Source organism: Zophobihabitans entericus, assembly GCF_011745665.1.
Taxonomy (GTDB): Bacteria; Pseudomonadota; Gammaproteobacteria; order Enterobacterales; family Orbaceae; genus Zophobihabitans; species Zophobihabitans entericus.
Genome location: NZ_CP050253.1, coordinates 617,065 through 637,498 on the forward strand (window position 1 = coordinate 617,065; position 20,434 = coordinate 637,498).

General features: G+C 39.7%; 21 protein-coding genes. 15 read left to right on the forward strand and 6 right to left on the reverse strand.

Annotated features, from left to right (window positions below; translation table 11 throughout):
• Window positions 1-32: 32 nt before the first annotated feature.
• Entirely contained in the window at window positions 33-509 is a 477-nt protein-coding gene (greA, locus tag IPMB12_RS02820) for a transcription elongation factor GreA (RefSeq protein ID WP_166914749.1), read from the forward strand.
• Window positions 510-591: 82 nt separating this feature from the next.
• On the opposite strand, the gene yhbY is transcribed toward greA, so the two are convergent.
• A complete protein-coding gene (gene yhbY / locus IPMB12_RS02825; RefSeq protein ID WP_166914751.1) occupies window positions 592-888 on the reverse strand; it encodes a ribosome assembly RNA-binding protein YhbY in 297 nt (98 codons plus the stop codon).
• A gap of 116 nt (window positions 889-1,004) precedes the next feature.
• Between yhbY and rlmE the strand changes: the two genes are divergently transcribed.
• From rlmE to folP, 3 genes are all read left to right on the forward strand, one after another.
• Window positions 1,005-1,631, forward strand: coding sequence for a 23S rRNA (uridine(2552)-2'-O)-methyltransferase RlmE (gene rlmE, locus IPMB12_RS02830; RefSeq protein ID WP_166914753.1), 627 nt, complete (start codon window positions 1,005-1,007; stop codon window positions 1,629-1,631).
• Window positions 1,632-1,708: 77 nt separating this feature from the next.
• Entirely contained in the window at window positions 1,709-3,616 is a 1,908-nt protein-coding gene (ftsH, locus tag IPMB12_RS02835) for an ATP-dependent zinc metalloprotease FtsH (RefSeq protein ID WP_166914755.1), read from the forward strand.
• Between the two features lie 64 nt (window positions 3,617-3,680).
• A complete protein-coding gene (gene folP / locus IPMB12_RS02840; protein ID WP_166914757.1) occupies window positions 3,681-4,514 on the forward strand; it encodes a dihydropteroate synthase in 834 nt (277 codons plus the stop codon).
• 71 nt (window positions 4,515-4,585) lie between these two features.
• Here the strand turns inward: folP and IPMB12_RS02845 are convergent, their stop codons facing one another.
• Window positions 4,586-5,725 carry a TPM domain-containing protein gene (locus IPMB12_RS02845; RefSeq protein ID WP_166914759.1) on the reverse strand — a complete coding sequence of 380 codons (1,140 nt, stop codon included), beginning with the start codon at window positions 5,723-5,725 and terminating at the stop codon, window positions 4,586-4,588.
• A 168-nt stretch (window positions 5,726-5,893) separates the two neighbouring features.
• On the opposite strand from IPMB12_RS02845, the gene glmM reads away from it, so the two are divergent.
• From glmM to IPMB12_RS02890, 9 genes are all read left to right on the forward strand, one after another.
• On the forward strand, window positions 5,894-7,228 hold the full coding sequence (gene glmM / locus IPMB12_RS02850) for a phosphoglucosamine mutase (RefSeq protein WP_166914761.1): 1,335 nt from the start codon (window positions 5,894-5,896) through the stop codon (window positions 7,226-7,228).
• A 320-nt stretch (window positions 7,229-7,548) separates the two neighbouring features.
• Window positions 7,549-8,337, forward strand: a complete 789-nt coding sequence (atpB, locus tag IPMB12_RS02855; RefSeq protein WP_166914763.1) for a F0F1 ATP synthase subunit A — start codon at window positions 7,549-7,551, stop codon at window positions 8,335-8,337.
• A 40-nt stretch (window positions 8,338-8,377) separates the two neighbouring features.
• On the forward strand, window positions 8,378-8,614 hold the full coding sequence (atpE, locus tag IPMB12_RS02860) for a F0F1 ATP synthase subunit C (protein WP_166914765.1): 237 nt from the start codon (window positions 8,378-8,380) through the stop codon (window positions 8,612-8,614).
• A 53-nt stretch (window positions 8,615-8,667) separates the two neighbouring features.
• Entirely contained in the window at window positions 8,668-9,138 is a 471-nt protein-coding gene (gene atpF / locus IPMB12_RS02865; protein WP_166914767.1) for a F0F1 ATP synthase subunit B, read from the forward strand.
• 13 nt (window positions 9,139-9,151) lie between these two features.
• The gene (gene atpH / locus IPMB12_RS02870; RefSeq protein WP_166914769.1) at window positions 9,152-9,700 is read left to right on the forward strand and encodes a F0F1 ATP synthase subunit delta; all 549 of its coding nucleotides are present in this window, start codon (window positions 9,152-9,154) and stop codon (window positions 9,698-9,700) included.
• A gap of 11 nt (window positions 9,701-9,711) precedes the next feature.
• Complete coding sequence (gene atpA / locus IPMB12_RS02875) at window positions 9,712-11,253, forward strand: F0F1 ATP synthase subunit alpha (protein WP_166914771.1); 1,542 nt, start codon at window positions 9,712-9,714, stop codon at window positions 11,251-11,253.
• Window positions 11,254-11,282: 29 nt separating this feature from the next.
• On the forward strand, window positions 11,283-12,152 hold the full coding sequence (gene atpG / locus IPMB12_RS02880) for a F0F1 ATP synthase subunit gamma (RefSeq protein ID WP_166914774.1): 870 nt from the start codon (window positions 11,283-11,285) through the stop codon (window positions 12,150-12,152).
• Between the two features lie 25 nt (window positions 12,153-12,177).
• Window positions 12,178-13,560 (forward strand): F0F1 ATP synthase subunit beta, encoded by a 1,383-nt coding sequence (gene atpD / locus IPMB12_RS02885; protein WP_166914776.1) that lies wholly within the window; start codon window positions 12,178-12,180, stop codon window positions 13,558-13,560.
• 27 nt (window positions 13,561-13,587) lie between these two features.
• Entirely contained in the window at window positions 13,588-14,013 is a 426-nt protein-coding gene (locus IPMB12_RS02890; protein ID WP_166914778.1) for a F0F1 ATP synthase subunit epsilon, read from the forward strand.
• Between the two features lie 60 nt (window positions 14,014-14,073).
• Here IPMB12_RS02890 and aroL read toward each other — a convergent pair whose 3' ends face one another.
• Window positions 14,074-14,598 carry a shikimate kinase AroL gene (gene aroL, locus IPMB12_RS02895; RefSeq protein ID WP_166914780.1) on the reverse strand — a complete coding sequence of 175 codons (525 nt, stop codon included), beginning with the start codon at window positions 14,596-14,598 and terminating at the stop codon, window positions 14,074-14,076.
• Between the two features lie 366 nt (window positions 14,599-14,964).
• Here aroL and IPMB12_RS02900 point away from each other — a divergent pair, with 366 nt between their 5' ends.
• Entirely contained in the window at window positions 14,965-16,323 is a 1,359-nt protein-coding gene (locus IPMB12_RS02900) for a uracil-xanthine permease family protein (RefSeq protein ID WP_166914782.1), read from the forward strand.
• A 111-nt stretch (window positions 16,324-16,434) separates the two neighbouring features.
• Here the strand turns inward: IPMB12_RS02900 and IPMB12_RS02905 are convergent, their stop codons facing one another.
• The 3 genes from IPMB12_RS02905 to accB all read right to left on the reverse strand — a co-directional run bounded on the left by IPMB12_RS02905 (window position 16,435) and on the right by accB (window position 18,922).
• Window positions 16,435-17,010 carry a tyrosine-protein phosphatase gene (locus IPMB12_RS02905; RefSeq protein WP_166914784.1) on the reverse strand — a complete coding sequence of 192 codons (576 nt, stop codon included), beginning with the start codon at window positions 17,008-17,010 and terminating at the stop codon, window positions 16,435-16,437.
• A gap of 81 nt (window positions 17,011-17,091) precedes the next feature.
• A complete protein-coding gene (accC, locus tag IPMB12_RS02910) occupies window positions 17,092-18,438 on the reverse strand; it encodes an acetyl-CoA carboxylase biotin carboxylase subunit (protein ID WP_166914787.1) in 1,347 nt (448 codons plus the stop codon).
• A gap of 25 nt (window positions 18,439-18,463) precedes the next feature.
• On the reverse strand, window positions 18,464-18,922 hold the full coding sequence (gene accB / locus IPMB12_RS02915; RefSeq protein WP_166914789.1) for an acetyl-CoA carboxylase biotin carboxyl carrier protein: 459 nt from the start codon (window positions 18,920-18,922) through the stop codon (window positions 18,464-18,466).
• A gap of 411 nt (window positions 18,923-19,333) precedes the next feature.
• On the opposite strand from accB, the gene IPMB12_RS02920 reads away from it, so the two are divergent.
• Window positions 19,334-20,377, forward strand: coding sequence for a rod shape-determining protein (locus IPMB12_RS02920; RefSeq protein WP_166914791.1), 1,044 nt, complete (start codon window positions 19,334-19,336; stop codon window positions 20,375-20,377).
• Window positions 20,378-20,434: the final 57 nt, after the last annotated feature.

Consider the following 20,434-nt stretch of genomic DNA (forward strand, 5'->3'; position numbering starts at 1 on the left):
TTGGAATTAGGGAAAAGGGAGAGATGTAGGTAATGAAACAGATCCCAATGACAGTAAAAGGCGCAGAATTATTACGTGCAGAACTTGAAGAGTTAAAAACGGTTCAGCGTCCTAAAATTATAAATGCAATTGCAGAAGCACGTGCACACGGCGACTTAAAAGAGAACGCAGAATATCATGCCGCTCGTGAGCAACAGAGTTTCTGTGAAGGTCGTATCAGTGATATAGAGGGTAAACTTTCTAATGCACAAATTATTGATGTGACGAAAATGGTGAGTACCGGGCGCGTTATCTTTGGTGCCACCGTCACAGTGATTAACACCGATACAGATGAAGAAGTCACTTACCGCATTGTTGGTGATGATGAAGCTGATTTTAAACAAAACTTAATTTCAGTAAATTCACCGATCGCGCGTGGCTTAATTGGTAAAGAAGAAGATGATACTGTACGAATTTCCACACCGGGTGGTGAAGTCGAGTTTGATATCATTAAAGTAGAATATCTATAACTATTTGATTTAATTAAAGAAATTTATGGCGCTATATCAAGGCTGATATTAGCGCCATTTTTATTGGATTTTTACCGTGGATTTAGTTTTTTGGTAAAGTGATTTTTTTCGCTTCACTGGTACGGTAAATCGTCAGGATTGAACCGATTTGCTGCACTTGTTCAGCGCCGGTTTCTCTGACAATGGCATCACAAATTAATTTTTTAGTCTCACGCTCTTCTGCTGATACTTTTACTTTAATTAATTCATGAAAGCCTAAAGCGTTTTCAATTTCCACTAAAACGCCTTCTGTTAATCCATTAGCACCAATCATCACAACAGGTTTTAAGTGATGGGCTAAACTTTTTAAATGCTGTTTTTGTTTATTCGTTAAACTCATTATAAATTTACTATTAATTAGGGGTTGTAATTCTGCTATTCTAACGCCATATGATAGAAAACAGCAATCAGGAATATTGTCTGAATTCATTTTATTAACATTTCCCTGGAATAATAATGAGTAAAAATAAGCGTTCAGCGAGTTCTGCTCGTTGGCTGGATGAACACTTTAGTGATCGATTTGTACAACAAGCACAGAAAAAGGGACTTCGTTCCCGGGCGTGGTTTAAATTAGAAGAGTTACAACAGAACGATAAACTATTTAAACCAGGCATGACAGTTGTTGATTTAGGGGCTGCTCCGGGTGGGTGGTCTCAATATGTTGCGTCAATTATTGGTCAAAAAGGGCGAATTATCGCCTGTGATCTACTCCCGATGGATCCAATTGTAGGGGTTGATTTTCTACAAGGTGACTTTCGGGATGAACAGGTTTTAAGCACATTACTTGAACGGGTAGGTTCAGAAAAAGTTCAGGTAGTGATGTCGGATATGGCACCGAATATGAGCGGTCAACCCGCGGTAGATATTCCCCGTGCAATGTATTTAGTTGAACTGGCACTTGAGATGTGTAAGGACGTTTTAGCACCAGGTGGTAGTTTTATTGTTAAAGTTTTTCAAGGTGATGGCTTTGATGCGTATCTGAAAGAAGTGAGAGAGATGTTTACTAAGGTTAAAATTAGGAAACCTGAGGCCTCACGCGCTAGATCGAGAGAAGTTTACATCGTGGCAACTGGTTTAAAGTAGGTAGCAACAGGGATATTTTTATAGTACTATTTACCAGTTTTGGATTATGTAGTATTTATCTATGAGAGGTTAAGCTTTTGAGTGACATGGTAAAAAATTTGCTTATTTGGGGCATTATTGCAGTTGTTCTAATTGCTGCATTTAATCATTTTGGTTCCGTCAGTAATACCGGTCCCCAGGTAGATTACACTACATTTAATTCTGATATTACCGGTGGTAAGCTCAAGGAAGTTCGTATCAACGGACGTGAAATTGTCGCAACGACTAAAAACAATGATAACTATGTGACCTATATTCCTTATTTAGATGATAATCTAATGAGTGATTTAGTGTTAAACAAAGTAACTGTTTTTGGTTCTGCTGACGAGAAACAAGGCTTATTAACCACTATTCTTATTTCCTGGTTCCCAATTATCTTTCTGATCGGTTTCTGGATCTTTATCATGCGTCAAATGCAAGGCGGCGGTAAAGGCGGTCCGATGTCTGTTGGTAAAAGTAAAGCTAAAATGCTGACACCTGAGCAAGTTAAAACCTCGTTTGCTGATGTGGCTGGTAATGAAGAAGCTAAGCAGGAAGTGACAGAAGTTGTTGATTTCTTAAGAGATCCAAGTAAATATCAAAAATTAGGCGGACGCATTCCAAAAGGTATTCTGATGGTAGGTCCTCCAGGTACAGGTAAAACGTTGCTGGCAAAAGCGATTGCTGGTGAAGCGAACGTACCATTCTTTACTATCTCTGGTTCTGACTTCGTTGAGATGTTTGTTGGTGTGGGTGCGTCACGTGTACGTGATATGTTTGAACAGGCGCGTAAACATGCACCATGTATTATTTTTATCGATGAGATCGATGCCGTTGGTCGTAAACGTGGAGCTGGTTTTGCCGGTGGTCACGATGAGCGTGAACAAACATTAAACCAAATGCTGGTTGAAATGGATGGTTTTGAACCAAATAGCGGCATCATTATTATCGCAGCAACAAACCGTGCTGACGTCCTTGATCCTGCGTTACTGCGTCCAGGTCGTTTTGACCGTCAGGTTGATATTGGTCTGCCAGATATGAAGAGCCGTGAACAAATTTTAGCTGTTCATATTCGTAAAGTACCTTTAGCATCTGATGTGAATATCTCTGTTCTTGCTCGTGGTACACCAGGTTACTCTGGTGCTGATTTAGCTAACTTAGTTAACGAAGCTGCGCTATTTGCGGCAAGACGTAATAAACGTGTGGTATCGATGGCTGAGTTTGAGGATGCTAAAGATAAGATCAACATGGGTACTGAGCGTCGTTCACTAACTATGAAGCCGGAAGAATTAATTTCAACCGCTTATCATGAAGCAGGGCACGCGATTTTAGGATATTTATTACCAGAACATGATCCTGTACATAAGGTGACAATTATTCCTCGTGGTCGGGCACTTGGTGTGACTTTCTTCTTACCTGAAGATGATAACACCAGTCGTTCTAAAACCTGGTTTGAAAGTCGTATCACTTCTGTTTATGGTGGCCGTGTTGCAGAAGAGATTATCTACGGTAAAGAGAAGATCTCAACCGGTGCGGGTAGTGATATTCGGGTTGCAACTAATCTGGCCCGAGCAATGGTGACTGAGTATGGTTTCTCTGACAAATTAGGTATCTTGTTCTATGATTCTGAAGAAGGTAGCTTTGGTAAAACGCGTGAGATTTCTGACAGTACAGCTCGTATTATTGATGAAGAAATTCAGCATATTAGTTTATCTAACTATGACAGAGCAAGAAATCTGTTAACTGAAAATCTGGATATTTTGCACGCGATGAAAGATGCATTATTAAAATATGAGACAATTGGAGCTGAGCAGATCGCAGAACTAATGGCACGTAAACCAATTACTCCACCAGCTGACTGGACTCCGCAGGAAGAGAAGGCTGCAACAACGCCTCAGCCTGAAAGTAAACCTACGCCAGAAGATGCAGAAGTAGACATTGCTCCGGAAGATGACGCAAATAAATAATCTGCTAAAAAACGCGCTAATTAGCGCGTTTTTTTATGACGCATTGAAATACGGATAATTCGAGATGGAAATTAAATTTAATCAATCAGTCATGGATCTCTCTTACCCACAAGTAATGGGAATTTTAAATATGACACCAGATTCTTTTTCTGATGGTGGTAGATATAATCAATTGGATGCAGCGCTGCGCCATGTTGATGAGATGATTCAGGCTGGTGCAACATTTATTGATGTAGGCGGCGAATCGACTCGTCCGGGAGCTTTAGATGTATCGGTAGATGAGGAACTGGAAAGGGTCGTACCAATTGTCGAGAAGATTGCACAATATTTTGATGTCTGGATCTCAGTTGATACCTCTAAACCGCAGGTTATTACTGAATCAGCAAAAGCAGGCGCACATTTAATTAATGATATTAGGGCATTGTCTGAAGAAGGTGCATTAAAAGCAGCGGCGGATACCGGGTTGCCTGTATGTGTTATGCATATGCAGGGCGATCCTAAAAGTATGCAAGTAGCACCTTTCTATGCAGATGATGTCTGCCTTGCTGTGGAGAAATTTTTTGAAGAGCGCATTGCCAGCTGTGTTAATGCCGGGATTGAACGGCAGAAGATCGTTCTCGATCCGGGATTTGGATTTGGTAAAACACTGCAGCATAATTATCGTTTACTGGCTAAGCTTGGTGATTTTCATCGCTTTGGTTTACCGCTACTGGTTGGGATGTCGCGTAAATCGATGGTCGGGCAGATTTTAAATATTCCTCCAACTGAACGTGTGATTGGTAGCGTCTCCTGTGCTGTTATTGCAGCAATGCAAGGAGCTCAGATTATTCGTGTACATGATGTGAAAGAGACCTTTGATGCTCTCAGAATTGTGCAGGCAACTTTAGCAGAACGGTAGTTTGGACTGTATTATCTGAGCATATTATCAGGAATAGTTTATTGGTTTATTCCTGATAAAAATGTAAGTGCCTACCAACGCCCTGACGAACCGCCACCACCACTGCGTCCACCTCCACCACTAAAGCCGCCACTACTACGGCTACCACTGGAGCCACTTCTACCTCCGGAACCTGAGTTTCCATTGCCAGCAGTGCCATTTTTAGCACTATAAATGAATAAGGCGATCATCCCTATAAAACAGATCAGAAATTTAATAATGCCAGGTAGTAGAATGAAGATTCCTAAAGAAATTATGCTGATAAAAATAGTCGATCTTCCAAAAAGCTTAAACTCCAGTTTTTTATCCGATTTTTTGTAAAAAAGCTTATTGATTAGGCTTAATACAGGAAAACCCATAAATATTTGTACTATGACTGCAGTAAATATACACATCAGACTGGAGCTGAAACTAATGACCAGAAATAGCCCCCAGCCTTTAAGCATAGTCACTAAATCAAACAGATAGTTGTAGCTGATGTAAGCACCTACTAACAAATATACAAGGATAAACATTTTAAAGTAATGCTTTAGGCATTTTTTAAATGATGCGGGTTTGATAGCATAGACCAGAATGCTAAGAGCGATCATTGCTGCAGCACAAAGAACACCAAACTGAACAAATTCAGAATACATCTGATCAATTTTTACATCTGTCTCAAGCAGATTATTGACCGGATCAGTAATCACACTATCGATAGCCTTAATAGCCTGAGAGATCCCTTCTGTATATTCAGCATTAGTAAAATTGGGAACCAGATAACGGTCAATAATTTGTTTGGATTTTAGATCGGTTAATTGTCCTTCCAAACCATAGCCAACTTCGATACGTAGTACCCGGTCGTTTAAGACTATAAGTAATAATACACCATTATCTTTACCGCCTTGCCCCAGCTGCCAATCTTGAAATACACGAGCGGCATAATTTTCAACTGTTTCTCCGGCGAGTGTAGAAACAATTAACACCGCCAGTTGGCTGCCGTCCGGGTGATTTTTCTCAAATTGAATTATCTCTTGTTCAAGTTGATATGTTTCATGGTTATCTAAAGTATGAGTTAAATCGGTAATACGTTGTGTAAGTGTTGGTATGGCGAGTGCTGCTGCATTTGTTGGGATCAGTCCGACAAAAGAAATGAGAAATGTGAAAAGCCACAAAATTGGATATTTTTTCATTCTAGTTAGTAATATTATGGTTATTATCATCGAAGATAATAACCTAAAAAAAGTTACATGACTATATACGTATCTAAAGGCATATAGGGTATAGTAATTGTATTTTTTGACGTATAATCACGAATGTATTTTTATATCATCAATAATGAATAAGAAAAGGAGAATCAGGTGTCCGAACGAAAATATTTTGGTACAGATGGAATCCGTGGTCATGTGGGCGATTATCCAATCACACCTGATTTTGCATTAAAACTAGGCTGGGCTGCTGGTCGTGTTCTCGCTAAAGAAGGTGTTGGGCGAGTTCTGATTGGTAAAGATACGCGTATTTCTGGTTATATGCTGGAGTCAGCACTTGAAGCAGGATTGGCTTCAGCTGGTGTTGCTGCTGCATTTACCGGACCAATGCCAACACCGGCTATTGCCTATTTGACTCGTACATTTCGTGCTGACGCTGGGATTGTTATTTCTGCATCACATAATCCTTTTTATGATAATGGTATTAAATTCTTCTCAACTGAAGGTAAAAAGCTACCTGATCACATTGAACTTGCTATTGAAGCAGAGCTTGAAAAACCAATCAGCTGTGTAGAGTCTGCGCTACTAGGTAGAGCCAGCCGTATTACTGATGCCGCCGGTCGTTATATTGAATTTTGTAAGGGAACATTTGATCATGACTTGAGTCTGGCAGGTCTTAAAATTGTAGTGGACTGTGCTAATGGTGCAACTTATCACATTGCCCCAAATGTATTAAGAGAGCTGGGTGCTAAAGTGATCAAAATTGGCTGTGAGCCAGATGGTATGAACATTAACGAGAAATGTGGTGCTACTCATATTGAAGCATTACAAGCTAAAGTTGTAGCAGAAAAGGCAGATTTAGGCTTTGCGCTGGATGGCGATGGTGACCGTATTATTATGGTTGATCATACTGGAGCTCCGGTTGATGGTGATCAGATTATCTATATTATCGCTCGTGAAGCACTGCGTCAGGGGCAACTTAAAGGTGGTGTTGTTGGCACCCTGATGAGCAATCTGGGACTAGAAGTGGCTTTAAAACAACTTGGTGTCCCTTTTGCCCGGGCCAAAGTGGGTGACCGCTATGTCCTTGAGAAACTACAGGAAAATAACTGGTCACTGGGGGCGGAGAATTCAGGGCACGTGCTCATTTTAGATAAAACGACAACAGGTGATGGGATTATTGCTGGTTTGCAAGTTTTAACGGCGATGGTGCGTAATAAAATGTCACTGGCAGACCTATGTAGTGGTATGAAGTTATTCCCTCAGGTACTGATTAATGTGCGTTTCTCAGGTGATAATAATCCACTGGAAAGTGATAACGTTAAGCAGCTAACTGCTGCAATTGAAGAACGTCTTGGCGAAACAGGACGCGTATTATTACGTAAATCAGGTACAGAACCTTTAATTCGTGTCATGGTTGAAGGTGAAGACAGGCAACTGGTTTTACAGTATGCAGAAGAAATTGCTGCGTTAGTCAAAGCGGCTTAGTGTCTGTTGGTCAAGGCTTTATCTCCTTGACCTAGGTTTTTTTCTAATAAATTATTTATTGGTTAATAAGAAACAAGGAACGATATAAACTGTGTCAATCCTATTCCTAAATTGTTTTTTTATTAATCAAGTAAATGACTTAGCGGATAATTATAGTTTTAACAAAATGTGTTTTATTACATCTTTTGGTGTGATAACAGTTGACTGATTAGTGGTAAATCGGTTACAAATAACGGTCACGACAATTAAACCAATTGCTTATACCTAATATAGGAATAAGTGATCTTTTCTTTATTTTAATTTAGAGGTTAAGAGGTATCATGTCAGTCTCTTCTCCAGGTGAGTTAACAACACAAGCATATATAAAACACCATTTAGAAAATCTACAAGTTGGTTCAGGTTTTTGGACTTTGAATATTGACTCGTTGTTCTTTTCTGTGCTTCTTGGTGTTTTATTCTTGTGGATCTTCCGCTCAGTTGCTAAGCGTGCCACTAGTGGAGTACCAGGGAAACTTCAATGTTTTATCGAGATTTTGGTCGGTTTTGTTGACAATAATGTTCGTGAAATCTTCCAGGGTAAAAATCGCTTAATTGCACCTTTAGCATTAACGATCTTTGTCTGGGTCTTCTTGATGAATCTGATGGATCTTATCCCCGTTGACTTTTTACCATACTCAGCACAATTACTTGGTATTCCTTATTTAAGGGTTGTACCATCTGCTGATGTTAGTGTCACTATGTCAATGTCGATCGGTGTATTCTTACTAATCATTATCTATACCATCAAATACAAAGGTGGTCTTGGTTTTGTGAAAGAGTATACTCTGCATCCTTTCAATCACTGGATATTTATTCCGGTTAACTTAGTCCTTGAAACAGTAACTTTGGTGGCAAAACCAATTTCACTGGGACTTCGTCTATTCGGAAATATGTATGCAGGGGAATTAATATTTATTTTGATTGCCGGGTTATTGCCTTGGTGGTCTCAATGGTTGTTGTCTGTTCCATGGGCAATCTTCCATATTTTGATTATTACGTTACAAGCGTTTATTTTCATGGTTCTGACCATTGTGTATTTATCAATGGCCTCAGCAACTGAAGAACATTAATTTTTATTTATTTAATATCAATATTTAACTGGAGTATATAATGGATAATGTAAGTATGTTGTATATGGCGGCAGCGATTATGATGAGTTTAGCTGCAATTGGCGCTGCAATTGGTATTAGCTTATTAGGTGGTAAGTTCCTGGAAGGTTCTGCTCGCCAACCTGAATTAATGCCAATGTTACGTACACAATTCTTTATCGTAATGGGTCTGGTTGATGCTATCCCAATGATCTGTGTGGGTATTGCACTTTATATTATCTTTGCCGTTGCGGCTTAATAGGTTCATTAGTCCATACTCAATGAATATAAAATACTGAGAGGAATTGTCTCATGAACATGAACGCAACAATCCTCGGCCAGGCAATCGCATTTATACTGTTTGTTTGGTTCTGCATGAAGTTTGTTTGGCCTCCAATTATTGGCGCAATTGAAAAACGTCAAAAAGAGATCGCCGATGGACTTTCATCAGCAGAATTAGCAAAAAAAGACTTAGAACTTGCTAAAGCAAATACTTCTGAGTTAATGCAAGATGCTAAAGCTGAGGCTAGCGCAATCATCGAACAAGCGAATAAACGTAAAGCGGTTATCCTTGAAGAAGCGCAACAAGAAGCTATTCGTGAAAGAGAAAAAATTGTTGCTCAAGGTCTGGCTGAGATCGAAGCAGAACGTAAACGTGCACGTGAAGAGTTAAGACAACAAGTTGCAACTCTGGCTATTGCTGGTGCAGAGAAAATTATCGAACGTTCTGTGGATGAAGCCGCTAATAGTGACATCATTGATAAACTTGTAGCGAAACTGTAGGGAGGTGGGGCAGATGTCAGAATTTATCACAATTGCTCGCCCCTACGCAAAAGCAGCTTTCGATTTTGCTGTTGAACGTGAACGTACTGATAATAACAGTATGGAACATTGGCAACAGATGCTGACTCTTTCAGCTCAAGTAAGTTCAGATAGCCAGATGATGGCGATTCTGACTTCTGATATGAAACCTGAAGCACTCGCAAAATTATTTATCTCTGTCTGTGGAGATGCTCTTGATGAATATGGTCAAAATTTCATTAAGATCATGGCTGAAAATAAACGTCTGTCACTTCTTTCTGATGTACAGGCACTATTCATTCAATATTGTGCAGAGCGTAATGCTATTGCTGATGTTGATGTGGTTTCAGCAACTGAATTGACTCCAGAGCAACGCGATAAGATAACAACAGCAGTCGAGAAACGTTTATCACGAAAAGTAAAACTGAATTGTAAAATTGATAAGTCAATTATTTCTGGTTTTATTATTCGCGCGGGTGACATGGTTATTGATAGTAGTATCAAAGGACGTTTAGAGCGATTGACTGACGTCTTACAGTCTTAAGGGGACTGATAATGCAGCTAAATTCAACTGAAATAAGTGAACTAATTAAAGAGCGTATTGCTCAGTTCAATGTTGTGAGTGAAGCTCACAATGAAGGTACGATTATTTCTGTTAGCGATGGAATTCTTCGTATTCACGGTTTAACAGATGTAATGCAAGGTGAAATGATTGCATTACCTGGTAATCGCTATGCAATGGCGTTAAACCTTGAACGTGATTCTGTTGGTGCGGTTGTAATGGGACCTTACGCCGACCTTTCGGAAGGTGTAAAAGTTAAATGTACTGGTCGTATTCTTGAAGTGCCAGTTGGCCCTGGATTACTTGGTCGTGTAGTAAATACACTTGGTGAACCAATTGATGGAAAAGGAGCTATCCAAAATGATGGCTTCTCTCCGGTTGAAATGGTTGCTCCTGGTGTAATCGAACGTAAATCTGTTGATCAACCAGTACAGACTGGTTATAAAGCGGTTGACTCCATGATTCCAATCGGGCGTGGTCAGCGTGAGTTAATCATCGGTGACCGTCAGACGGGTAAAACAGCACTTGCGATCGACGCTATTATTAATCAACGTGATTCAGGTATTAAATGCGTCTATGTAGCGATTGGTCAAAAAGCATCAACCATTGCTAACGTAGTACGTAAACTTGAAGAGCACGGTGCTCTGGCAAATACTATCGTGGTTGTTGCATCGGCATCTGAATCAGCAGCATTACAATATTTAGCACCATATGCTGGTTGTGCGATGGGTGAGTACTTCCGTGATCGTGGTGGTGATGCACTTATCGTTTATGATGATTTATCTAAACAAGCTGTGGCATATCGTCAGATTTCTTTATTACTTCGTCGTCCACCTGGGCGTGAAGCTTATCCTGGTGATGTGTTCTATCTTCACTCACGTCTACTTGAACGTGCATCACGTGTTAATGCTGACTATGTTGAAGCATTTACTAAAGGTGAAGTAAAAGGTCGTACAGGTTCTCTAACTGCTCTACCAATTATTGAAACACAAGCTGGTGACGTATCTGCATTCGTTCCAACTAACGTAATTTCGATTACTGATGGCCAGATCTTCTTAGAATCTAGTCTGTTTAACTCTGGTATTCGTCCAGCGGTTAACCCTGGTATCTCGGTATCTCGTGTAGGTGGTGCAGCACAAACTAAGATTATTAAAAAGCTATCAGGTGGTATTCGTACTGCTCTTGCTCAATATCGTGAGCTGGCTGCGTTCTCTCAGTTTGCGTCAGATCTTGATGAAGCAACCCGTAAACAACTTGACCATGGTGAGAAAGTTACTGAGTTATTAAAACAGAAACAATATGCGCCAATGTCAGTAGCTGAACAATCATTAGTATTGTATTCGGTTGAGCGTGGTTACTTAGAAGATGTTGAGCTGAAAGATGTATTATCTTTTGAAGCTTCACTACTCGAGTTTGCACATCGTGAGCATGTTGACTTCTTAAAACAACTCAATGAGAAAGGCGATTATAACGATCAGATTGAAGGGAAATTGAAAGAGCTTCTTGAGACTTTCAAATCTACTCAAACATGGTAAGTTTAATTTCCGGTGATGAGGAGTAAACAATGGCTAATGCAAAAGAGATAAGAACCAAAATTGCTAGTGTGCAGAGCACACAGAAGATCACTAAAGCAATGGAAATGGTGGCGACATCTAAAATGCGTAAAACGCAGGATAGAATGGCTGCCAGCCGTCCTTATGCTGAAACTATTCGTCAGGTGATTGGACATTTAGCATTGGCTCATCTTGATTTTAAACATCCGTATCTTGAAGAGCGTGATGTGAAACGAGTTGGCTACTTAATTATCTCTACTGACCGTGGGCTATGTGGTGGTTTAAATATTAACCTATTTAAAACCGTACTTTCAGATATGAAAGAGTGGAAAGATAAAGGTGTAGATACCGATATGGCACTATTAGGTAGCCGTGGTGTCTCATTCTTTACTTCTCTTGGTGGGAATATTGTGACCCAGGTAACAGGGATGGGGGATAATCCAACCATTTCTGATTTAATTGGTCCGGTTAAAACCATGTTGAAAGCATATGATGAAGGTCGTTTAGACAGATTGTATATCGTGAATAATAAATTCATTAATACGATGACGCAACAACCGCAAATTATGCAATTATTGCCATTACCACCGTCAGATGATGAAGAGTTAAAAGCGAAGTCTTGGGACTATATTTATGAGCCTGATGCTAAATCGCTATTAGATATTATGTTACGTCGCTATATTGAGTCACAAGTATACCAGGCTGCAGTCGAAAACCTGGCAAGTGAACAAGCAGCGCGAATGGTAGCGATGAAAGCCGCTACAGATAATGGTGCGAACCTGATTAAAGATCTGCAAATTGTTTATAACAAAGCTCGTCAGAGTGCGATTACAAATGAATTGATTGATATTGTTTCAGGTGCTTCGGCGGTTTCAGGTTAAAGATTGATTACGTAGAGGATTAAAAATGGCTACTGGAAAAATTATCCAGATTATCGGCGCTGTTGTTAATGTCGAGTTCCCTCAAGATGCTGTGCCAAAAGTATATGACGCTTTAGAAGTGAATACTGGCTCAGGTAAACTAGTGATGGAAGTTCAGCAACAGTTAGGTGGCGGTGTGGTATGTTGTATCGCCATGGGCTCTTCTGATGGTTTAAAACGCGGTCTTGAAGTAGTAAATACGGGTCATGCGATTGAAGTGCCAGTTGGTACAGCAACTCTTGGACGTATCATGAACGTTCTTGGGGATCCGGTAGATAATGCTGGTGCAATTGGTGAAGAAGAGCGTTGGGCTATCCACCGTCCGGCACCAAGTTATGAAGATTTAGCAAACTCAACTGAGTTACTTGAAACAGGTATCAAAGTTATCGACTTAATTTGTCCATTTGCCAAAGGTGGTAAAGTTGGTCTGTTCGGTGGTGCTGGTGTAGGTAAAACAGTTAATATGATGGAATTAATTCGTAATATCGCGATTGAGCACTCAGGTTACTCAGTATTTACTGGTGTAGGTGAGCGTACTCGTGAAGGTAATGACTTCTATCATGAAATGAAAGAATCAAACGTTCTTGATAAAGTATCACTGGTTTATGGTCAGATGAATGAGCCTCCTGGGAACCGTTTACGTGTTGCATTAACTGGTTTAACCATGGCGGAAAAATTCCGTGACGAAGGTAAGGATGTTCTGTTATTTATCGATAATATTTATCGTTATACCTTAGCCGGTACAGAAGTGTCAGCATTACTTGGCCGTATGCCATCAGCGGTAGGTTACCAACCGACTCTTGCTGAAGAGATGGGTGTATTGCAAGAGCGTATTACTTCAACTAAAACAGGTTCTATCACATCTATTCAGGCCGTGTATGTTCCTGCCGATGACTTAACAGACCCATCGCCAGCAACAACGTTTGCTCACTTGGATGCGACAGTTGTACTTAGCCGTCAAATCGCGTCACTTGGTATTTATCCTGCGGTAGATCCACTTGATTCGACGAGTCGTCAGTTAGATCCATTAGTTGTTGGACAAGAGCATTATGATTGTGCACGTGGTGTTCAGTCTATTCTACAACGTTACCAGGAATTAAAAGATATCATTGCAATTCTTGGTATGGATGAGTTATCTGAAGATGATAAACTTGTTGTGGCGCGTGCTCGTAAGATTCAACGTTTCTTATCTCAACCATTCTTCGTTGCAGAAGTATTTACTGGTTCAGCGGGTAAATATGTTTCTCTTAAAGATACGATTAGTGCTTTCAATGGCATTATGAATGGTGATTATGACCATATCCCGGAACAAGCCTTCTACATGGTTGGTTCTATTGATGAGGTTATTGAGAAAGCGAAATCGCTATAATCTAATTACTGGGCGGAGATAAACATTATGGCACTAACTTCCTATCAACTTGAAGTCGTTAGTGCTGAATCTCACCTTTTTTCAGGTGTTGTTCAGCGAATCAGAGTCACCGGTATTGAGGGTGAATTAGGGATTTATCCTGGTCATACGCCATTATTAACAACGATTAAACCAGGAATGGTTGGAATTGTTAAGCCTAATGGCGATGAAGAGTTTATTTATCTTTCAGGTGGTATTTTAGAAGTTCAACCAACAGCAGTGACTATTTTAGCCGATACAGCGATTCGTGGTGAAGATCTGGACGAAGCTAAAGCACAAGAAGCGGTTCGTATGGCTCAGGAACATATTAATAATCCTGCTGGTGATATGAACTTTGCTCAGGCATCGGCTGAACTTTCTAAGGCTCTGGCAAAATTACGTGTTATTGAGTTAACCAGAAGAATTTCAAGGTAACATAGTAGGTATTAATAAAAAAGCGAGCTAATCAGCTCGCTTTTTTGATCCCGAAGAAAATTATCCGGCTTGTCGTGCTTTTAATACTTCAATCATTTGACCAAGTACTTCATCACGCTGCGCTGCCGCATCCAGAACGTGGTGAGCTGCATCAAGATACAGTGCCTGGCGGTCAGTTAAGACTTTTTCCATCTCATCGACAATTGACAAACCTGTTAATGAAGGGCGCTGTGCAATGTTTGGATCAGCCGCTAAACGACCGGCCAGAACTTTTGCCGGAGCACTGAGGTAAAACACGGTACCTTTTGATTTCATAAAGTCACGGTTATGATCAGCAAGTACCATACCACCACCAGTGGCAATAACACGATCTGCCTCAACAACATCACGTAGAACCTGACTTTCACGTGCTCTAAAGCCTTCCCAACCTTCTTTTTCAACAATTTCTGCTACTGTTTTTTTAGTGGTCTCTAGTAGATGAACATCTGTGTCAACAAAGGAAAATCCGAGTTGTTGTGCGAGTAATTTGCCCATTGTTGTTTTTCCGGCAGCTCTGGCGCCTACTAAGAAAATAATTTTACTCATCTTTGTTTCCTTTAGAATTCTTTCGAGCTTGATATAAACTCATACTCTTTTAATGTAATCAATTATTCTGATGAAAGATAGTTTATTGTGTTATAACGTATGCTATTCATTTTACGTGCTAAATGCAATTATTATTTTACATTTCAGCTATTTTATTTTTAATTAAAATTAACCATTTGATATTAATCATTTTATTTATAATTAAATGTAAATATTTATTTACATTTATGGTTAATTTATTTCCATTAAAAGATATGAAATAGAAAAATATTATTTAATATCCATAATTAATGTCAGCTTTTATTGAATAATGGTTAATTTTTGCATATAATTCGTCGCTTCTTATCACTCCCGTGACTCTCAATTATGTCAACCAATACTAAATCTGAGTTAATTTATCGTTTAGAAGATCGTCCACCCCTGCCTCAAACAATTTTTGCCGCCTTACAACACTTACTTGCTATGTTTGTTGCTGTTATTACTCCGGCTCTTATTATTTGTCAGGCATTAGGCTTACCTGCACAAGATACACAACATATCATTAGTATGTCGCTTTTTGCATCTGGTGTCGCATCACTTTTGCAAATCAAAACCTGGGGGCCTATTGGTTCGGGATTACTCTCTATTCAGGGAACAAGTTTTAACTTCGTTGCACCGCTTATTGCCGGGGGATTAACCCTTAAAAATGGTGGCTTTGACGTACAAACAATGATGGCTACACTGTTTGGTACATTGATGCTTGGCTCGTTTACTGAAATGATTTTGTCTCGTGTATTACATCTGGCACAAAGAGTAATAACGCCGCTGGTATCTGGTATTGTGGTTATGATTATTGGTCTGTCACTGATTCAGGTTGGACTAACTTCGGTTGGTGGTGGATATAGTGCGATGGCTGATGGAACGTTTGGTGCGCCGATTAACTTAATCCTTGCCGGGACAGTACTTGCTGTTATTATTGTCTTAAATATTCAGAAAAACCCTTATTTGCGTGTATCTTCTTTAGTCATTGCAATGGCTATTGGGTACGGACTGGCATGGTATTTAGATATGCTTCCTGCTTCAACTGAAGCGTATGAAGGCTGGTATATGGTTCCAATGCCTTTGTATTATGGTTTGCGTATTGACTGGGGATTATTATTACCATTGATGTTAGTGTTTTTAATTACTTCACTTGAGACAATTGGTGATATTACGGCAACATCTGATGTTTCAGAGCAACCAGTATCAGGACCAGTATATTTAAAACGCCTGAAAGGTGGTGTGCTGGCAAATGGTTTTAACTCGTTTGTTTCAGCCGTATTTAATACTTTTCCTAATTCATGCTTTGGTCAAAACAATGGTGTTATTCAGCTAACTGGTGTTGCCAGCCGCTACGTCGGCTACTTTGTTGCTGGCATGCTAATACTGCTCGGTTTATTCCCGGCAGTCAGCGGCTTTGTACAGCATATTCCAGAACCTGTACTTGGTGGTGCAACACTTGTCATGTTTGGTACTATTGCGGCGTCAGGTGTTCGAATTGTATCACGAGAAGCGCTTAATCGCCGTGCTATTATGATTATTGCCCTGTCACTTGGTATTGGGCTTGGTGTTTCTCAACAGCCGCAAATCTTCGCTTTTATGCCTGACTGGGTTAAATCACTCTTTTCTTCAGGAATTGCAGCTGGTGGTTTAACGGCTATTTTACTGAACTTTATTTTCCCTGCGGATAAACCGATTAATCAATAATTATAGTAATAATCTGATAAAAAACGCGATCTGGCATCGCGTTTTCTTTATCAATAAAATATTATTAATCAACTGGTTATGATTTGGCGAATATGTGGTTTTTAAGAGCTACTAAGACGATATTTCTTCATTAGAAAATACAGCTTGTTTGATTTTTTCTACATCCACACTATTGATGTAGTTAATAATATTGCCGTAGAAGCTCTCATGATATCCGTATTGTGGTGAGCGGAGTTCCTCAATCACGGCTTCTTTAGTCCAGTTTTGGAATACTAAGCGATACATGGCAATCGAGGCGCCTGTTCTGTCACTACCATGCCAACAGTGAATAAGAATGGGTTTTTGTGACTGGTTAATCGCTCGCAGTACTGCAATCATATTTTTGTCATTAATATTTCCTGCACGCATCGGGATCCAGACCAGATTAAGATTAGTTCCTTCCGCCTCGTCGCGATCACTATGAGTGAGCCTTAAGTTAATCACTGTCTTAATACCAAACTGTTCTAAATACAGCATATCTTTTGCTGAAGGTTGATCAGAACGGTAGATAACATCTGAAACCTGATAGAAATTAGTTAATGAAGTATCAGGTAGAGTTGGTTGCTTTGAGCTACAGCCATTAAGCAAAAATATAGAGATTAGTAGTATTGGCATCCATTTATGGATAGAGAATAAATGTAATGTCATGTGAGTTCCATGTTAATAGACAAAAATAATGCCAATCAGGTAATTGACTGGCATCTATATTTATAAAATCTAAATTAGAAATTATTCGTAAATACCTAATTTCTTCTCTAGATAGTGGATATTAGTACCACCTTTTTGGAAACTTGCATCATTCATAATCAGAGTCTGTAACTCGATATTGGTTTTGATACCGTCAATAACCAGTTCAGATAAGGCATTTTTCATACGTGCGATAGCAATTTCACGAGTTTCACCATAAGCAATTAATTTGCCGATCATTGAGTCGTAATGAGGTGGAACGGTATAACCTGCATAAATATGAGATTCCCAACGAATACCAAAACCACCAGGCGCATGGAAACGAGTAATTTTACCCGGAGAAGGCATAAATGTTTTAGAATCTTCAGCATTGATACGGCATTCGATCGCATGACCACTGATATTAATATCACTTTGCTTAATTGATAGTGGTTGACCGGCAGCAATACGGATTTGCTCTTTGATTAAGTCGATACCTGTAACCATTTCTGTTACCGGATGCTCAACCTGAATACGGGTATTCATTTCGATAAAATAGAATTCACCATTTTCAAATAAGAACTCAAATGTACCTGCACCACGATAGCCAATATCGATACATGCTTTAGAACAACGTTCCCCAATGAATTTACGCATTTTTGGAGTGATACCAACAGCAGGAGCTTCTTCTACGACTTTTTGGTGACGACGTTGCATTGAACAGTCACGCTCACCAAGATAGATCGCATTACCCTGACCATCAGCCAGTACCTGAATCTCAATATGACGTGGATTTTCAAGGAATTTTTCCATGTAAACCATATCATTGTTAAATGCTGTTTTTGCTTCTAATTTAGTCATTTTAATGGATTGTTCTAAATCTTTTTCATTACGAACAATACGCATACCACGACCGCCACCGCCGCCAGACGCTTTAATAATAACCGGATAACCGATTCTTTTCGCGATCTCTTTATTCTTAGCGATATCATTAGTTAAAGAACCATCTGAACCCGGAACACAAGGTACACCCGCTTTTTTCATTGCTTCGATAGCAGAAACTTTGTCACCCATTAAACGAATGGTTTCTGCCTTTGGACCGATAAAAATAAAACCTGAACGTTCTACTTGTTCAGCGAAATCGGCATTTTCAGATAAGAAACCATAGCCTGGGTGAATTGCTGCTGCCCCCGTTACTTCTGCAGCAGAAATAAGTGCGGGAATATTTAAATAACTTTTTACTGATGGTGCAGGACCGATACAGACAGTTTCGTCCGCTAACAAAACATGTTTTAAATCTTTATCTGCTGTTGAGTGCACAGCAACTGTTTTAATGCCAAGTTCTTTACAAGCACGAAGAATACGCAGCGCGATCTCCCCGCGATTGGCAATAACAATTTTATCTAGCATATTAAACCTCGTTGTCTATAAAAGCTTATTCGATGATGAATAGTGGTTGGTCATATTCTACAGGTTGACCATTTTCAACAAGAATCGCTTTTACAACACCAGCTTTATCTGATTCAATTTGGTTCATCATTTTCATTGCTTCAACAATACATAATACATCGCCAACAGCAACGGTTTGTCCAACTTCAGCAAATGCTTTTGAATCCGGGCTTGGAGTACGATAGAACGTACCAACCATTGGTGATTTCACTGAATGACCTGTTACTGCACAAGCTACTGGAGCTTCTGCTGGAGCACTGACCGCTGGGTTAATAAATGTTGGTGCTGGTTGTTGTTGAGCAACATGAATGTTTTGAACTGGGTAAGCAGGAGCTGGAATGTTACGACTGATGCGAACTGACTCTTCGCCTTCTGAGATTTCTAATTCTGAAATGCCCGACTCTTCTACTAACTCAATTAATTTTTTAATTTTACGAATATCCATGAATAACACCGTATTTTTATTGTTTATGTTCACATTTAGCAAAATTTGCTAACTATCTTAGCTTTATAACTAGTTGGAGCTAAAAATTAAACTTTTCTTAACTTAATCGACAAAATGTACCGAAATTCTGCAATTTTATATTAAATACCGAATAACCAGCAAGGATACACCTTACATTATCATTTGTCATCCGCTATCTCAATAATTAGATTCTTTTTTCGTCAAAAAGTTGCACAATCAGGAAAAATAGCTGTGTTTTTTCATAAAAAAATCCCGGTTATTTTTCAGGTAAAACTATGCGGTTATTCATAATTGATATACAATACTTGCAATTCAAAAATAGAGTCCCTATTTAGATCAATAATTAGGCTATTTTCCCCTATTGTTTCAAGTTTGTAGGAATATTTTCATATGTTAAAGAAAATTCGCGGTGTGTTCTCCAATGACCTATCGATTGACCTTGGTACGGCAAACACGCTGATCTATGTAAAAGGTCAGGGCATTGTACTTAATGAGCCATCAGTAGTAGCCATTAGACAAGATCGTTCAGGAACACCTAAAAGTGTTGCTGCGGTTGGTCAGGCTGCAAAACTGATGTTAGGTAGAACACCAGGTAATATTGCCGCGATTCGTCCGATGAAAGACGGGGTAATTGCTGATTTCTCTGTTACTGAGAAAATGTTGCAATACTTTATTCGTCAGGTTCATAGCCACAGTTTCTTACGCCCAAGTCCTAGAGTCTTAGTGTGTGTTCCGGTTGGCGCAACACAAGTTGAACGCCGTGCCATTCGTGAGTCAGCATTGGGTGCTGGTGCACGTGAAGTTTACTTAATTGAAGAACCAATGGCTGCTGCAATTGGCGCTGATTTGCCAGTTTCTGAACCGACAGGTTCGATGGTGGTTGATATCGGTGGTGGTACTACGGAAGTTGCTGTTATTTCACTAAATGGTGTCGTTTATTCTGCCTCTGCACGTATTGGTGGTGACCGTTTTGATGAAGCGATCATTAATTATGTACGTCGTAACTACGGTGCATTAATTGGTGAAGCAACGGCTGAACGTATTAAACATGCAATTGGTTCTGCTTATCCGGGTGATGAAGTATTTGAGATTGAAGTGCGTGGACGTAATTTAGCAGAAGGTGTACCACGTAGCTTTACACTTAACTCTAATGAAATTCTGGAAGCGCTCCAGGAACCACTAAGTGGTATTGTCAGCGCGGTTAAAGTGGCATTAGAGCAATGTCCTCCGGAACTGGCATCAGATATTTCTGAACATGGTATGGTATTAACTGGTGGTGGTGCATTGCTGCGTAATTTAGATAAATTACTTGCTGCTGAGACCGGTATTCATGTTGTGATCGCTGAAGACCCACTAACTTGTGTTGCAAGAGGTGGTGGACGTGCACTGGATATGATCGATATGCATGGCGGCGATTTATTTAGTGAAGACTAAAGTGATCGATAAAATCCTACTTTTGACCACCTTTTATCATCAGTAAAAGGTGGTTTT

Coding starts and splice junctions, on each gene's coding strand:
- greA (WP_166914749.1), top strand. CDS start 33: ATGAAACAGATCCCAATGACAGTAAAAGGCGCAGAATTATTACGTGCA.
- yhbY (WP_166914751.1), bottom strand. CDS start 888: ATGAGTTTAACGAATAAACAAAAACAGCATTTAAAAAGTTTAGCCCAT.
- rlmE (WP_166914753.1), top strand. CDS start 1,005: ATGAGTAAAAATAAGCGTTCAGCGAGTTCTGCTCGTTGGCTGGATGAA.
- folP (WP_166914757.1), top strand. CDS start 3,681: ATGGAAATTAAATTTAATCAATCAGTCATGGATCTCTCTTACCCACAA.
- IPMB12_RS02845 (WP_166914759.1), bottom strand. CDS start 5,725: ATGAAAAAATATCCAATTTTGTGGCTTTTCACATTTCTCATTTCTTTT.
- atpB (WP_166914763.1), top strand. CDS start 7,549: ATGTCAGTCTCTTCTCCAGGTGAGTTAACAACACAAGCATATATAAAA.
- atpE (WP_166914765.1), top strand. CDS start 8,378: ATGGATAATGTAAGTATGTTGTATATGGCGGCAGCGATTATGATGAGT.
- atpF (WP_166914767.1), top strand. CDS start 8,668: ATGAACATGAACGCAACAATCCTCGGCCAGGCAATCGCATTTATACTG.
- atpH (WP_166914769.1), top strand. CDS start 9,152: ATGTCAGAATTTATCACAATTGCTCGCCCCTACGCAAAAGCAGCTTTC.
- atpA (WP_166914771.1), top strand. CDS start 9,712: ATGCAGCTAAATTCAACTGAAATAAGTGAACTAATTAAAGAGCGTATT.
- atpG (WP_166914774.1), top strand. CDS start 11,283: ATGGCTAATGCAAAAGAGATAAGAACCAAAATTGCTAGTGTGCAGAGC.
- atpD (WP_166914776.1), top strand. CDS start 12,178: ATGGCTACTGGAAAAATTATCCAGATTATCGGCGCTGTTGTTAATGTC.
- IPMB12_RS02890 (WP_166914778.1), top strand. CDS start 13,588: ATGGCACTAACTTCCTATCAACTTGAAGTCGTTAGTGCTGAATCTCAC.
- aroL (WP_166914780.1), bottom strand. CDS start 14,598: ATGAGTAAAATTATTTTCTTAGTAGGCGCCAGAGCTGCCGGAAAAACA.
- IPMB12_RS02900 (WP_166914782.1), top strand. CDS start 14,965: ATGTCAACCAATACTAAATCTGAGTTAATTTATCGTTTAGAAGATCGT.
- IPMB12_RS02905 (WP_166914784.1), bottom strand. CDS start 17,010: ATGACATTACATTTATTCTCTATCCATAAATGGATGCCAATACTACTA.
- accC (WP_166914787.1), bottom strand. CDS start 18,438: ATGCTAGATAAAATTGTTATTGCCAATCGCGGGGAGATCGCGCTGCGT.
- accB (WP_166914789.1), bottom strand. CDS start 18,922: ATGGATATTCGTAAAATTAAAAAATTAATTGAGTTAGTAGAAGAGTCG.
- IPMB12_RS02920 (WP_166914791.1), top strand. CDS start 19,334: ATGTTAAAGAAAATTCGCGGTGTGTTCTCCAATGACCTATCGATTGAC.